13 protein-coding genes are annotated in these 13,985 nt (G+C 66.7%); 1 reads left to right on the top strand and 12 read right to left on the bottom strand.

From position 1 onward, the window contains the following. Position 1 precedes the first annotated feature (1 nt). Positions 2 to 379, bottom strand: coding sequence for a hypothetical protein (locus tag CVUC_RS05420; RefSeq protein WP_096033638.1), 378 nt, complete (start codon positions 377 to 379; stop codon positions 2 to 4). A 93-nt stretch (positions 380 to 472) separates the two neighbouring features. Between CVUC_RS05420 and CVUC_RS05415 the strand changes: the two genes are divergently transcribed. After that, positions 473 to 925, top strand: a complete 453-nt coding sequence (locus CVUC_RS05415; protein WP_096033637.1) for a hypothetical protein — start codon at positions 473 to 475, stop codon at positions 923 to 925. A 60-nt stretch (positions 926 to 985) separates the two neighbouring features. On the opposite strand, the gene CVUC_RS05410 is transcribed toward CVUC_RS05415, so the two are convergent. The 11 genes from CVUC_RS05410 to CVUC_RS05365 form a co-directional block, all read right to left on the bottom strand. Further along, entirely contained in the window at positions 986 to 1,900 is a 915-nt protein-coding gene (locus CVUC_RS05410) for a hypothetical protein (RefSeq protein WP_096033636.1), read from the bottom strand. A 10-nt stretch (positions 1,901 to 1,910) separates the two neighbouring features. After that, entirely contained in the window at positions 1,911 to 5,339 is a 3,429-nt protein-coding gene (locus CVUC_RS05405) for a hypothetical protein (RefSeq protein WP_096033635.1), read from the bottom strand. A gap of 3 nt (positions 5,340 to 5,342) precedes the next feature. Beyond that, positions 5,343 to 5,633, bottom strand: a complete 291-nt coding sequence (locus CVUC_RS05400) for a hypothetical protein (RefSeq protein WP_096033634.1) — start codon at positions 5,631 to 5,633, stop codon at positions 5,343 to 5,345. 20 nt (positions 5,634 to 5,653) lie between these two features. Then, positions 5,654 to 5,905 (bottom strand): hypothetical protein, encoded by a 252-nt coding sequence (locus CVUC_RS05395; protein WP_096033633.1) that lies wholly within the window; start codon positions 5,903 to 5,905, stop codon positions 5,654 to 5,656. Between the two features lie 4 nt (positions 5,906 to 5,909). Further along, positions 5,910 to 9,068, bottom strand: coding sequence for a hypothetical protein (locus CVUC_RS05390; protein ID WP_096033632.1), 3,159 nt, complete (start codon positions 9,066 to 9,068; stop codon positions 5,910 to 5,912). Beyond that, a complete protein-coding gene (locus tag CVUC_RS05385) occupies positions 9,065 to 9,463 on the bottom strand; it encodes a DUF6950 family protein (protein ID WP_096033631.1) in 399 nt (132 codons plus the stop codon). Before CVUC_RS05385 ends, CVUC_RS05390 begins: the two co-directional genes overlap by 4 nt. Before the next feature lie 10 nt (positions 9,464 to 9,473). After that, the gene (locus CVUC_RS05380) at positions 9,474 to 10,103 is read right to left on the bottom strand and encodes a hypothetical protein (protein WP_096033630.1); all 630 of its coding nucleotides are present in this window, start codon (positions 10,101 to 10,103) and stop codon (positions 9,474 to 9,476) included. Next, positions 10,100 to 10,786, bottom strand: coding sequence for a hypothetical protein (locus CVUC_RS05375; RefSeq protein ID WP_125469934.1), 687 nt, complete (start codon positions 10,784 to 10,786; stop codon positions 10,100 to 10,102). Before CVUC_RS05375 ends, CVUC_RS05380 begins: the two co-directional genes overlap by 4 nt. Then, positions 10,783 to 13,215 (bottom strand): phage tail length tape measure family protein, encoded by a 2,433-nt coding sequence (locus CVUC_RS05370; RefSeq protein ID WP_096033628.1) that lies wholly within the window; start codon positions 13,213 to 13,215, stop codon positions 10,783 to 10,785. Before CVUC_RS05370 ends, CVUC_RS05375 begins: the two co-directional genes overlap by 4 nt. Beyond that, positions 13,212 to 13,367: a DUF7697 family protein gene (locus tag CVUC_RS19845; RefSeq protein WP_164512717.1), complete on the bottom strand. Its 156-nt coding sequence runs from the start codon at positions 13,365 to 13,367 to the stop codon at positions 13,212 to 13,214. Before CVUC_RS19845 ends, CVUC_RS05370 begins: the two co-directional genes overlap by 4 nt. Positions 13,368 to 13,540: 173 nt before the next feature. After that, positions 13,541 to 13,984: a hypothetical protein gene (locus CVUC_RS05365; RefSeq protein ID WP_101685796.1), complete on the bottom strand. Its 444-nt coding sequence runs from the start codon at positions 13,982 to 13,984 to the stop codon at positions 13,541 to 13,543. Position 13,985 lies beyond the last annotated feature (1 nt).

The raw sequence follows: 13,985 nt of genomic DNA, 5'->3' as shown, positions 1-13,985 counted from the left end.
CTTAAGCCTCCCCGCCGCCGATGCGCAGTCCGCCGACCTCGAACTTGATCAGCTTCAGCGGATCGCCCGCGTACTTGGCGGCCGCCTGGGCTAGGCCGGCCAGCACTATCATGCCGAACAAGCCGGTCAGGAACGCGAAGGCGCTGCCGAACTCGGCCGGCGGCTTGCCCCAGGGCCACACCGCGCCGACGCCCGCGACGATCGCCGGCGCGATCCACAGAGCGCAGAGGAAGCCGCCTAGAACGCTGAAGGCCTTACCTCTGACCGTGAGCTTTTCACCGAACGCCAGCGACAAAACAGCGCCAGCGACCCCAGGCGTCATCGGCGCGAGTTTGCTGAGGAGGGCCAGCAGATGCGGGTCCCCCGAATTGTCGGCCATGGCCGCCCCCTTTGTATGGTGATGCGTTACTGGCGGGCTCGACTCCCGCGCGTGGTTAAGGCTTAGCTGCCGCCTTCGAAGAGGAGGGCGAGCTTGAGCGAAGAGAGAGACGAAGAGGGCCCTTACCCTATCTCCGGTCCTGACCAGGTGCTCATGTGGCCCAAAGGCGAGCGTGCAGGGTTCGGGCTGAAGGTGGAAGGCGGCCCTACGATCCTCTTCGACTGTGAGCCGTCCGTTCTCGATCACGTCATTCGAGAGCTACAAGCGATCAAGGCAAAGGCTGATCAGTTGGCGGAGGAACGCCCTGACGGACCAGTCGTCGTGCCGTTCCCAATCCAGACCCTGGGCCTGACCCACGACCCCGAGAATGATCAAGCCTACCTGACGCTCAAGAGCGCTGGACCGGCTCACCTCGGATCGCCGGTTCCCCACGATCTGCTGGCGGGGCTGTTCCGGGCCATTGGAGCACTACTCGAGATTTCGCCAGGCCTAAAGCGAGCAGTCGCGCAGCTTGGCGCTGCGCCGCCGACGACGCGTCGCCAGTAAACATGCTCGGCAGCACGACGGCAGGACGAAGGCGTTCGCTTCGCCGCGTATCGAGCCGCCTCACGGGAACGTCGCCGGGTTGGTCCAAGTGTCGCCGTTGAACTTTCCGCCGACACCAAAGAACGTGTTGAAGTCCTCCTGGTCGCGCGCCAGAGCGGCTGCATATTCTTCGGCAAGCGTGCCGCCTGCACCGTTGTTGGCCCGCCTGGTGTTCGTGAGGTCCTCAACCTTTATCCGGTACAGGACTATGCCGTCGCCCTTGTTGATGTTCAGGGACGACCACGAGCCGAAGATGCCCACGCCAAACCCCGTGATCGTGTTCGCGCCGGAAGAGGGCTTAGTTCCCGTCCAGTTGCTGACGCCGATGGCCGATAGCATGCTGGTATTAACGGCCGGGGGCGAGGCCGGCGTTTTACCGATGAGCTGCGATCCCGATATTGGTACGGGCGCCTGTCCGCCAAGCGAGTGCAGCAGGTAATTCGTCGTGGCCGCCGTAGCGCTGTGGATGTGGGCGTGGGACTGCGGTGCCGCCGGGCTACCGGTGTACTCGCGAGTCTTGCAGCTCATGAGGGACACGTAGAGGCCCCCGGTGGGAACGAGGCCCCAGATGTAGTCGCGAATGGCGTTCGGCAGCGTGAAGAACCAGCCGTTGTTCGCGATTGTCTGCGCGCTCTGCGACGGCAGACCGTGCAGGCCGAGCTTGGTTGTGCGCTCGACCAGTAGGGTGCTCGTGGACTCGCGGGCGAAGGTGACTAGCCCGTTCAGGGTCGCGGGGGCCGCCCCGGTGAGCTCCGCGGCGGCCGAGGCAGCAATGTTGGGGATGCTGCCGCCGTTGGCCGGAACCCCGGTGAAGGCCCCTTTCGAGTGCGCGCCGTCCATCAGGAACAGCGTGCCTGCCGAAATGCCTGGATCATCGTAGAGGGGCTGGATATTCGTGTCGGTGACATAGTCACTAAGGCTGACGCGCTGGCCCATTATCAGGCTCCTATAGTTTGGTCGTGATGAGGTGATCGTTAAGCGCGGCGGCGAGCTGCGGGCCGCCTTGGGTGGCCCCTCCGCCGATGTGGATGGTGTCGGGCGCGTACTCGCCCCAAACTCCATCTTGCCGGACGATGAGATTGCCGACACCGCCGGTTCCGATCGTGGTGGCCCCGCCGCTGCGCACATAGGCGTCGCCATCAGCGCCGCCGCTGGGGAGAGTCCCCGCGCCGGACCACCAGCCGATATAGTTCAGCCCCACCAGCGAGAAGCTGTAGGCCGTGTTCTTGTTCATCCAGCTATACGGCACCCAGCCATAGGCTGCGGCCGTCTGCGCCTCGGTCATGGCGCCCAGGACACGCGGATCGGGAACCGCGCTCGCGGCAGCCTTCGCCAGCAGGACCTTGCGGGTGTTCACGAACTGGCCCGGGAAGTTGGTGGCGTACCAGTCCTCCAGCTTGGCTAGGACGTGGGTGCCGGCGTGCATCGGTTCCCACTGGGTGCAGTTGATCCGCGTGCCGTCAAAGGTCATCGCCATGCTGCCCAGGATGGACAGGAAGGCGAACCGACTATCCCGAACGCCGATCAGTTCGGCGATCCGCAGCGCGGCCTCGATCGTGCGACACCAGTTCGCATCGCCAACGGCGCCCGGCTGGTTGTTCTGACCCTGCCAGATGAACTCGAACCAGCCACGATACGGATCGCCCCGGTTCGCGATCTCATGCTCCATAGTCGCCAGGACGTTGTCGCTGGTGCCTCCGCCCCTTGCGATCGCCACGACCTGGCGCGGCGTTACAAGGTTGCCGAGGTTCGTCTGGATCGCGGCGACGCCGAACATACTGTCGGACCGGCAGACTATGCCGTCCGAGCTGCGTCGAGGAGAAAGCTGATGGCGGCCGGCCGCAGTGACGCCGACGCGATTGTTGTTCTTGTCGGTGCGCCGCACCTCCCATTCCGAAGCGCTTTGCACACAAGACAGTCCAGGGATCATCTTGCCGCTGGCCACCGTCGTGATCGGGTTACCAGGCACGCGCCCCCAAACACCGCTGTCGTAGATCAAGTAGTCGTTCGCCGCGAACGCCTCACCGCCAATCGTGCCCGCGACCGAGATCTGCCAAGTGTGGCCATGGGCTGGGCTGGCCGGATAGGCGCCGCCCGACGCGTCATGTTCGCCGCGATAGAACAGGTCACCTTCGGCGGCTTGGCCCTTGAACCAAAGCATGACGCCAAAGCCTGATTGGCTATCGAAACCGATGCAGACGATCCGGTCGCCGGCTACGTAGGACACGCCGTCGAACGTTCCGTCAGCCGTCACGACCCACCAATCGCCACGCTCTCGGCTGGTGTAGCCGCCGCCATTCGGCGGGGTCGGCCCCTTCTGAACGCGGAAATCCGAGCCGTCGTAGACGATCAGGTCGCCCAGGCCGACCGTTTGCCCGTCAAAGGTGGTCGTGCTGCTCGTTACCGAGTAGCGATAGTAGTCGCCGAGCACGCGGCCGGCCGTGGACAGCGCGGATGGATCGGTCGTGTTGCCCTTGTTGACGAGCGAAGGCACGGCTGTCGTCGCGACGGGGCTCCAGTCGTTCCCTTGTCGCTTGCCCCTGAACGACAGCCCAGCCGACTTGCGGAAGTCGATCGAGGTCGATGCCGGGTTCAGCCCACGAAGCGCCTTGGTCATGAACCTCGGGAACTGAGCCCATAGGCTGCCGATCGCCTCGGTACGCACCGCAACGCTTCCAAGTTTGGAACGCCAGGCGTCGGGTGGAACCTCAATGACGTCCCCGACCCGTGGAACCGCAAGGCGCGCCATCGGCGGGTCCAGCTTTCCCTCGGTGACCGCGCCGCTGGCGATTTTCAGCGTCGTCACGGCGCCGTCGTTCAGAGCGTTCTCAAACTTGCCGACCAGAGTGCCGTCGGTCCTGATCCCGAACAGCCTACGGTTTGCCGCATCCACGATGGCGTAGACATAACCGCTCTCCGGCGAGAGGCTCGTCGCCATCAGCTGGCGAACCTCGGCCGAGAACTTGGCCTCCGTGATCGAGGCATCCTTCAGTTCGAACTTGGCGGCGTAGAAGGTCCCGTCGCGCTTGATCCCCGCGAGCAGGCGATTGGCCGCGTCCGTGATCGTCCAGACGTAGCCGGTCTCTGACGCCAGCATGGGGCTTGCGATCAGGGCGGCGAGGTCCGTCGCCAGCTTCGCGCTCGTGACCGACAAGTCTTTGGGGATCAGGGCGGTAAGCGGCGAGAACTTGGGAATGAACGTCGAGCCGTCGCGCGCGATGCCGAACAACAGCCGCTTGGCCGCGTCGGTGATCGCATAGACATAGCCCGTTTCCTCGACCGGAGACTCGGCAGGGATACGGGTGAGGCTGGACTGAATCGTCGCCTCGAGCTTCGACGCGTCGACGGTGCCTGGTGACAGAGAAGCCCCCGCCAGGATGCCCGCCGGCATGACGATCTTGCGGACCTCGAACGCGCCGTCGAGGCGCACAAGCCAAGCCGGACGGCCGGCCGCATCACAGAACGCGGCCAGATAGCCGGTGTCGCGGGGCAGCTCCTGGAAGGTCAGGCCATTGACCGAGTCGATCTTCGACCACGAACCGGTCCCGCTGGCGCCCTGCTTTACATAGGTCCCGTTGTAGGTCGGATTGCTGTCGTCCGCGACGATGCCCAGGACCTTCGCATCATGGTCAAGGTCCGCATAGAGAGCGGCGCGGGTGAGATAGATCGCCTTGAAGCGGGCGACGTCGCGAGCGAGGTTCGCGGATGCGGCCGCCGCGAGCGCCTCGACCTTAGCCTCGAGCGCTTCCAGACGCGCTTGGTCTGTAGCAGCGCGGACGTCCTCGGTTTCGTCGATCTTGAGGTTCGCCGCATCAATAACGGCTTCCGTCGCCTCTTTGGCGTCCAGCGCATCGAGGCGCGCCTGGTCCGTGGCTTCCCTTACCGCATCCGCTGCAGCGGCGGCGTCCAAAGCCGGTTGCTTGATCGCGGCGATAAAAGCCGCTTCGTTCGGGGGCGGTTCTTCTTCAGCCGCTTCCGCGACAGCAACCGCAATCTCGAACGCACTTAGACCGACACGACCACGCAGCGGACCCGCGTCGGTCCAGGCCCCCGCCACTCGTCGGAACAGGTGGCCGTCGAGCGCATCGACAGGGTTCACGAGCTGATAGGCTTCGCCATCCTCGGCCTCGGCCGGCAGCGCGCTGACGCTTGCCACCGTGCCTTTCAGGTTCAGGGCCGCCTGCAGCGCCGTGAGGATCGTCGCCTTGATGGCGATGACTTCCTGCATGTTCTGGAAGAGGAGGACGATATTCTCCGTCTCCTCCCAAAGGGCCTGCAGGCCCGCCGCCAACTCCGCCTGGTCGATTTCCCCGGCCGCGAATTGCGCCTGCAGGGCGGCGAGCTGCGTAGCGAATTCCGGGATACCGATGGCCATGTCTTAGGCTTCCAGTTGCTTCTCGATTTTCGTGAAGGCCTCGCGCAGGGAGGTCGCGAGGTTCGGCAGGATCTGCATGCCGACCTGCGCCATCGTGTTCTTGGCCTGGGGGTCATCCACCAGCTGCGAGAGCGTCAGGGCGACCGTAGCCAGCTGGCTGGCTGTCAGCGTATCGGCCTGCGCGACCAGGGTTCGCAGCGGGTCTAGGCTGGCCTGCAACTGCTGCTTCTTCAGGGCTGCGAGCGCGGCAAGGCTCGCCCCGGCCGACGCGGCGGCCGTGGTTTCGTCAGACATCTCGACGTCCTTCGTTGTGGTTAGAGAGGCTCCAGGCCGACCCGGCGGCCATCGGCGTCCAGGATCCAGCGATGGGTCTGGATGAGTTGGCCGCCCTCGACCTTGTGGCTGCGGTCGTACTCGCCGTCGTATTCGACGGTGGCGATCCATGGCCGCTGCTCCATGGCCATCGCGCCGGCGGGAGCCCGGGTAGACCAAAGCACCCTTCCAGACGTCGGGTCGCCTGGAAGGGGTTCGTAGATCACGGCGTTGATCATCGTCGCTTCGGTCATCGGGTCACCAGCTCGCCATGGAGGTCATGCTTCGATAGTCGACGTTTGTGCTGCTGTGGCCGGACCAAAGAATCTCGACCAAGCGATAGCCCGCCGCGCAGTCGCGAGAGCCGCTCAGGGGCACCGAGTCCTGGGCATTGGCGCCGTAGGTTCGGTACTCAAGGCCACCGTCGATATAGAGCTCCAAGGCCCAGCTGCGGTCGCCGCTCGGGAAGTGCTGCGAAATGGCTGCGTGAACGTCGATCGTCCCGGCCTTGGAGAGGTAGACGTAGTGGGACAGCAACGTCTGATAGCCGCCCGACCCCGACATGACCCAGGAAGCGCTTGAGCGGGAGACACTCGTCGCCGCGCGCGAGGCCAGCTGCGGAGCGTCGATCGTCCCCTCGACCACTAGGTTGCCGCCGATCCGGACATTGGTGCCCAGATAGATCAGGTCGCCTAGGATCGAGACCAACTGCCGGTCGCCGCCCGAGGTTCGGAAGAAGAAGTAGTCCCCGTCCATGACCCAGCCACCCGTCGCGCCGCTATTGATGCCCTTCCAGCCGATCGAACGCCCGTCGACTGTCAGATTGACCCCGACGGCTGCGCCGACCTGTCCATTCAGCGTCGCCAGCGTAGTGGCGATGAAGCTGATCGAGGACGTATGGCCGCTCACGGTAGAGGACAGCGAACTAATGCTGGACGCCTGGGCGCTCTGGGCGTTTGACAAGGTCGTCAGCTGAGTGCTGACCGAGGCGACGTTGTTGTTGAAGTTCGTCGTCAGGGCCGTCAGGGCCGTGGCCGTGGCGCTCTGGTTCGTGGTCAGGGTCGCCAGTTGGCTGGTTACCGTGGCGTAGTTGTCCGCGACGACGGCAGCGAGGTTGATCTGGAAAACGGACAGGGCCTCGTCGGCGGTCGCCCGGGTGAGCATCTCAAGGGAAAGCGCGGCGGCCGCGTTAGCGAAACCAACCGTCATCTCCACGTAGTGCTCGGCGATCGCCTGGGTGTTGTCCTCGACGATGCGAACCTGGTCGTCGAGGGTCGCGCCGATCGGCCGACCGCTCGCGGGGCGGATCTGACCGAGGAGGTCCTGATCCGCCGCCTCCGCAACGGCCATGGCATTGGCCACGCGGATCAGTGCGTCGCGGGAATTGGCGTTCGCAAGGTCCGTCAGCTGCGTCCAAGTCCGCAGCTGCTCCTTGGTGAACTCCCCAATGTTGATGGTGTCGGTCGCGACCAGACCGCCCGTCGTGACGGAGATCCAGTTACTCGGCACGATCGACCGGCCCGGCGCGCCGAGCGGAACTAAGCGGACCTCGATATGCGCCGCCGGCGGCACGCCGTTGGTCACCACCAGCTGGCCGGCGTTGACCTCGGTCGTGCTGGTCGGCGTGGTCGCCAACTGGCCCTGCAGGCGGACCTCGACGCGGATAGTGGTGATCGCCGAGTCGACGGGCGTTTCCCAGCCGACCGCCACGGCGGGCAGCAAGCTGTCATTCTCGCCCTGCAGCAGGATCGGGATCACCGAGACACCGTCCAGCGCCAGCGCGCCAGGCGGGATCTCGACGGGCACGGTCGGAACCACCACGGCCGGGCCGCCGGCGCCGTAAACGCTGAACGCGGTTTGCTCCAGCGCCAGGCTGTTACGCCAGTTGGCGGCCAGGCCGTAGCGGGCCACCCGCATGGTGATCGGTTGGCCGCCGGTTCGCCGCTCGGAGGTGTAGGTGATCCAGTCGCCCTCCTCGAGCCCCGCGTATTCCGGCCCCAGCACAAGCGCGCCGCGCTTCTCGAGACGCGCTGAACGCCGGCGGATCTCGCCAATCCGCAGCGCCTGGCTCCTGTGGCGGACCAGCACGAGCGACAGCTGCAGCTCCTTGGGCCCGCCGTCGGCGACAATGTCAGCCTCGTCCCGCAGGACACCGGCGGTCGTCATCGCGAACTTCTGGTCGGGCTCGACGTAGCTGACGACGACGCTGTTGATGCGATCGCCGTCCGAAACCTCGTCGGACCACTGCACGGCCTCGCCGACGACCAGGTCGTTATCGGTGATGTCCGCGACTGGGTTGCGGGCATAGCCAGGCTCGACCGCCACCCCGCCCTCGGGCTGGACGATGTGGCCGCCCATGGCGTCTGCGAACCACTGCTCGACCGTGTCGAAGGTCTGGTCCGCGCCGATCACGCCACCGACGCGATAGCGCGGTTCGTGACGGGTCTCGCCGGTTTCGGCGTCGATCACCTCAACCAACTCGTCGCAGACGTTGGCGATCGGGGCCACGCGTTCGGGCGGCGCTTCGTAGGCGGTGAGGCCCCGACCCAGCATCAGCGCGGCTGGCTGGTCGACCTGGTCCAGGAAGTAGATCCCGCGCGCAATGTTGTAGCGGATGACCTCGGCGTTCTCCGACCATTCGCGCGTGCTGGGATCGTCCCAGCGATGACCGCCGAACCCGCCCTCGACCGTGTCGTCCTTGCGCGGGTCGTAACAGAGCAGGCCCTTGACTACCCAGACGAACGACGGACGGCCCGTGGTCCAGATCGGGTTCTTCGCGTCGGGCGCATCAGCCTGATAGGCGACGATCACCCGAGCCACGCCCCGCAGCGCGCCGTCCGCGACAGCCGGACCCAGGCCCGAGATCTCGGGCGGCAGGGGAGCGTCGTCGGCCGCGCCCGGCCGCCACCAGACCTTCAGCTGGCCATTGTAGCCCGGGACGACGCCGTCGCCTGTGTGGGTGCGGTAGGTGTCCTGGACATAGTAGCCGGTCAGGGCGTGGCAACGGTGATCGGCCACGGCGATAACCAGAACGTTCCAGTCAGTGCCGTTCTTGCCACCGTAGTAGTAACCGTCGACCAGCGAACCGCCCGTACCGGCCTCGCCGACCAGGGCCTCGCGGGCAACCTCGCCCACCGACAGCGTCGCCACCGACGCCTGGCGGTCCTTCGCCGAAGCCGCCTTGGCTCCGCTGACCTTGGACAGCGCCCAGCTGGCGGCCGTGGAGTAGATGATCGCGCCGTAGGCAATCAGGAAGTTGCCGACGGCGGCGGCGATCGTGGCACCGCCAATGACGTTGACCACGGCGACGATCGTCGCGGTGATCGGATCGGCATGCGCACAGGCGGGCGTCAAGAACGCGACAGTCGCGCTCAGCGCCAGGATCGCCCGGCGCTGAGCGCGGGTCAGTCGGGTCATCGCATGGCGCTCCAGGCGCGGGTCATGGCCTTACGGGGCAGGCGAAGTTGTCCGGACGGCCCAGGGCCGACCAGGGTTTCACCTTCGACGATCGCCAGCTGCAGACGCCCCCTGGCGTCCAGCCAGCCGGCGACGTCCCCGCGCTGTGCCATCGCTGGCGTGATCGGCTGCAGGACGGTGTTCACGGCCGCCTCCATGCCGCCCAGGCGCTTCAGGACGCGCGCAGCGCCGCGCTCGGAGGCCCAGCGGCCGCGATAGGCCCGCAGCGGATCCTCGCCAGTCTGGGCCTGCACCGCACCCGCCGCGAACAGCACGCAGTCATGCTGGCCCCATGCGAACGGCGTTCGCATGTGCGACGCCACATAGGCGTGCAGCGCCTCATAATTCCGAACCATGCGAAAGGCCTCAGCCGGTGAACTTGTCGAGATAGCCGCCGGCGGCGACGGCGCTGCTGTAGGTCGCTCCGGTGACGGTCGAGGGGATCGCACCGCCCCAGTACAGGATCTTCTGGCCCGCATAGCTGACGGCCTTGAACCCATCGTCCTCCGGGTTGTTCAGCTTCTGGTCCGCGTCGCTGCGCAAACGGCCGCGGAATCGCCCCAGACCCTTGGCCGCGCCCTCGATCATGGCGCTGATCGTCGCGTCCCCGCCGACCACCTCGTTGGTGATCACCTGGTCGAGACGACCGCGCGCGAAGACCTTGGCGTCCAGAAGGGTGTGCCCCAAGGCGTCGAAGACAAGCCGCCACAGCACCGCCGGCACGTTGCGCAGCGACGCGGCGTCGACCAGGCCCAGAAGGGCGGGCTCAACGCCGCTCAGCGTCACCGTAACCTGCTCGGCCGCGCCGCCGATCGCGCCGCCAGAGGCCTGGACTAACCCGCGATCGCCGATCCCTTGAAAGACGTCGTCGCCGATCGTCACCGCGCCGTAGCCGCTCCAGACCTTCACCGGAGGGTCGCAGGCAATCAGCATCGCGCCGGCGACGACCGCGCCCTGGTTCAGCGCCGCCAACGCGGCCTCGGAGAAGATCTTCATTCGATCAGGTCCTGAATGCCGGCCACCACGCCTGAAAGAGATCCTCGACGATCCTTGGAGCCGAGATCGGTCTCGTCTGGGATCAGCTTCATCAGGCAGGCGGGCTTGTCGAAGTGTGCGACCGCGTTCACCGGGACGACGGTATGCACCGCCGGCCGGATGGCCAGGCCGACGATCGCCCCGCCAGCGCTGGCGACGGCGGCCTGCTGAGCGCGCACCAGGTGGCGCCGATCCTCGCCGCCGGTCTGCCAGCGAAAGCCGACATAGTCTCCGATCGAGACCACGAAGCCTGGCGGTAGCCCGGCGAGATCCAGCAAGGGCTGATCGTCGGCTGCGATTGTCTGCGACCAGCTGGTCGCCGAGCCATCGAACGCGCCGCCGCCCGACCGGACCAGGCCGGTCATTCCCGAGGCCAGATAAGCCAGTGGCATGGGCCGAAAATGATCGCAGCCGAGGAAGTAGCGGCGTGGGCCGTCCAGCTGGTCGACGAAAGCCTGCCAGATCTCCGACCGGCGAGCGCCAATCGAACCGCCCAACTCCCAGCGCCCGTACCAAAGCGGAACGCCAGCCGAGACCGCGTTCAGCCGCCCGCCGGCCTTGGGCGAAATGTAGTCGACCCGCTTGGGATCGAAGCGAAGCGACGCAGGGCCCGTATCCGGCATGGCCAAGGGGTAAGTCGTCATTGGATCACCCGCCGCGCTTTGGCATCGGCATATGCCTGGATGGCGTTGGCGCGGAAATTGGCGCGGTCCTGGGCCATTTCTCCGCGAAGGGCCCTGATTTCCTCCGCCGTTCCTTGGAGGTGGTAGGTCGGGCTGTAGTGGAAGTTCACGACTTCTCCCGTTCCAACGTTCGCCGCCCGCGCCCCCAGGCCATGCAACATGGCTTGGGTCGCGGACGATGTTTTCACCTTCGCTCCTTGCGGCAGCTCGACGATCTCGGGGCCGTATTCGCCGACAAGAGACAGGCCACCGGGCGCGGAATTCGTGCCTACCGCGAACCCGGGGATCAGCTTGGAAGCTAAGCTGACCAACGCCCCTGCCTTGCCGGTGCCGTCCCTCTTGCCAAACAGGCTCGAGGTCAGGCTGTCGGCCAGGCCAGTGGCGGCGGCGTACTTCAGCCGGCTCGTGAAGGCGTCCCAGAAGTTGCCGTTCATGATGCCCGACACCAGGCCGTCGTTGAACGCTTGGCCGGTCGAGATCCGCAGCTGCTCAGCGTAGTCGTCCAGGGCGCTGTAGGGCTTGATGGTCGCGCCCGACAGCGCCGTGGCCATCCGATCCTGGGACGACACGAAGCCTTCCGGGTTCGAAAGCGACTTTCGCAGCGCGTCCGACTCGGCCTGCATTTCGGCCGCAATCTGCGCCCGGGCGTTGACGCGGGCCTGCTCGACGCTCAGGCCCTCGCGGACCCAGCGGTTGATTTCCTCCTGCAGGCGGCCTTGGCGCGCCAGGAGGTCGAGCGTGCTGTCGTCGTTGGCGGCCTGCGCGACGCGACGCTGGTTGTCCAACACGTGGTCGGCCCGCGCGCCTTCCAGACGGATCGCTTCCTCGGTATCGCGGGCTGCCTTCCGCGCCTCGGCCTCTCTTTCGCGCGTGGCCTTCTGGCCCTCGCGAATGGCCCTCTCGTGCTCGGACTTCAGCTTGGCGGCCATGTCGGCGGCGGAGCTATAGCCAGCCTTCAGCGCCTGGATATCGGCGTCGATCTTCTTGATCGTGTCGTCGCCTTCCTTCCCGCCCTTGGAAAGGTAGTTGGCGCGCTCGGCCTGCTTGTCGCGCAGAGACTTGACCTTGGGGTCGACATAGCGATCGGCGATCACCTGCCGATCGCGGTCACGCTGGTTGATGCCGGCGTCGCGCAGCCTGTTCGTCTCGGCGACGAAGTCCTTGTAGAGCGCGTCGATTTCGGCCTGAAACTGCCGCTTGTTGTTCTGGGCCACGATGTTCGTCGGGTCGAGGCCCAGCATCGTGTTCGCCTGGGCCAGGCCCTGGCGCGCCCGGGTCAGCTGCTCGGCCTTCGAACCACCGGTGACCAGGCGGTCGATATAGCGCCCGACCGCATCGAAGGCGTTGCCGGCCTCCGTGGAAAGGCCCTGGAAGGCATGAGCCCACCCCGTCGTCGTATCGCTGGCGTCGATCATCGCGCCGCGCAACGCCCTGACCAGCTCGGCCTGGGCTTCGGCCTCGCGGCCGCTCTTGGCCAGGTTCTCGATGTGCTGTTCCTGGGCGACGCTCAGGAAGTTCAGCTTCTGGTTCAGGTCGGCGGCACCCTTGGCCGGGTCGGAGAAGGCCGAAGCGAGTTCCTTGGTCGCCGACGCAGCGTCCTGCCGGGTGGTCGCGGCATAGCTGCCAGTGATCGCCACCAGGTCGCCCAAGACGGTCTGACCGATCCGGCCGGTCGCGGCATAGTCCGCCGCCATCGACCGCGCCGATCTGTTCGAGATGTCGCTCGCATCAGCCGCCGCCATGGCCTGGGCATTGATCTGATCGGCCGTCATGCCCGCGCTGGCGCCCAGGCCCCGCGCGGCCACGTCCAGGCCGATCATGCTTTTCTCGTAGGCGTTCTGCGCGGCCGCCGCCGCGATCACCGCCACGCCGACCGCCGTAATGCCCGCGCCCAGCGCTATCATGGCGGGGGTCGCCTTGAGACCGGCCTGCGCCAGCGCGTCCAGGATCTGCGGGCCCTGCTGGATCGCGATCATGCCCGGGCTCATGCCCATGCTGGCGGTCGTGAAGACGTCGGCGCCCTGGCGGACCAGGTTCAGACGACCGGCGCGCTGGCCTCGGGTCAGGACGCCGCCGCCGACCTCGTCAGCGCCTAGGAAGTCGGAGGGACGAAGCCCCGTGCCGCCGCCCACGCCTAGGGCCGAATTGAACCTCGCCTGAGCCTGCTCGGCGCGCTCCGCCTCACGAGCGGCCTGGGCCAGAGCCTTGTACTTGGCCACCTGGCGGTCGCTGAGCTCGCTGGTGTGCTGCATGCTGCGACCGGCGGCCACGAAAGCCGCGTCGCCACGCCGACCGGCGTCCTCGAGGGCGTCGCCGACAGCCTGGGCGTCGCGCTGCAGCTCGGCCTTGCCGTCCGCCTTCAGGCGATAGGAGATCTGGCGCACGGTCATGACGGCGGCGGGCTCCAGGCGAAGAGGATGAAGGGCTCGACCGCCGGCAGCACATCGGCCAGCAGGCTGAGATCAGCGCCGCGCGCGGCGGCGTGGGCATAGACGGCGTTGAAATCCAGCCCGACGACGCCGCCCATGGGTGCGACGCGCACCTGGTGGCCGCACTCCTGGACGACATCCCAGACCGTCTCGCCAACCGGCCCCAGCGGCGCGGGCGTATAGATCAGCTCGCCGTCTTCGCGCCGCGTGACGCGGTTGCGCAGCGGGCAGGCGTCGCAGGGTGTTTCGCAAGCGCTGCAGTAGTTCCGGCCGCCCCAGCGCTCGACTAGGGGTTCGCTGTCTCCGTCTTCGCTTCCGCCGGCGAACCACCAGCGCGCGGAAGCGATGATGCGTTTTTTTCCGCATCCCGGGCCAAGGCCGGCGCGACGTAGTCGGCGTGGATCGCGCTGTAGATCTCGTAATCGGACGCGATCAGATCCTTCAGCGCGCCGACGAGTTCTGGCGCGAAGTCCAGAGGCTGGCTGGCTGCGTCCTTGAAGCCGTCCCATCCCGCCACGGCCGCGCCGATGGCCCCCACGGTATAGGCGACGTCCGCGATAGCCACGTCGTTGGTGGCGGCCAGGGCCTGCCAGTAGGCGCGAAGGGCGGCGAGACGAATTCCCGCGCCCCACGGGCGAAGGTGAAGACGGCCGATGTCGCCATCCGCGTCGGGCGGCAAATCGACGACGTGCAGCGCGGGCGTGTCGCTCGCGGCGTTCAAAACAGGCATG

The organism is Caulobacter vibrioides (genome assembly GCF_002858865.1).
GTDB lineage: Bacteria > Pseudomonadota > Alphaproteobacteria > Caulobacterales > Caulobacteraceae > Caulobacter > Caulobacter vibrioides.
Note: the sequence above shows the minus strand (reverse complement) of the source record. Positions and strands in the feature narration are given on the sequence as shown.

Excerpts from the sequence above, each read along its gene's own strand:
- CVUC_RS05420 (WP_096033638.1), bottom strand. The coding sequence starts at position 379 with ATGGCCGACAATTCGGGGGACCCGCATCTGCTGGCCCTCCTCAGCAAA.
- CVUC_RS05410 (WP_096033636.1), bottom strand. The coding sequence starts at position 1,900 with ATGGGCCAGCGCGTCAGCCTTAGTGACTATGTCACCGACACGAATATC.
- CVUC_RS05405 (WP_096033635.1), bottom strand. The coding sequence starts at position 5,339 with ATGGCCATCGGTATCCCGGAATTCGCTACGCAGCTCGCCGCCCTGCAG.
- CVUC_RS05400 (WP_096033634.1), bottom strand. The coding sequence starts at position 5,633 with ATGTCTGACGAAACCACGGCCGCCGCGTCGGCCGGGGCGAGCCTTGCC.
- CVUC_RS05395 (WP_096033633.1), bottom strand. The coding sequence starts at position 5,905 with ATGACCGAAGCGACGATGATCAACGCCGTGATCTACGAACCCCTTCCA.
- CVUC_RS05390 (WP_096033632.1), bottom strand. The coding sequence starts at position 9,068 with ATGACCCGACTGACCCGCGCTCAGCGCCGGGCGATCCTGGCGCTGAGC.
- CVUC_RS05385 (WP_096033631.1), bottom strand. The coding sequence starts at position 9,463 with ATGGTTCGGAATTATGAGGCGCTGCACGCCTATGTGGCGTCGCACATG.
- CVUC_RS05380 (WP_096033630.1), bottom strand. The coding sequence starts at position 10,103 with ATGAAGATCTTCTCCGAGGCCGCGTTGGCGGCGCTGAACCAGGGCGCG.
- CVUC_RS05375 (WP_125469934.1), bottom strand. The coding sequence starts at position 10,786 with ATGACGACTTACCCCTTGGCCATGCCGGATACGGGCCCTGCGTCGCTT.
- CVUC_RS05370 (WP_096033628.1), bottom strand. The coding sequence starts at position 13,215 with ATGACCGTGCGCCAGATCTCCTATCGCCTGAAGGCGGACGGCAAGGCC.
- CVUC_RS05365 (WP_101685796.1), bottom strand. The coding sequence starts at position 13,984 with ATGCCTGTTTTGAACGCCGCGAGCGACACGCCCGCGCTGCACGTCGTC.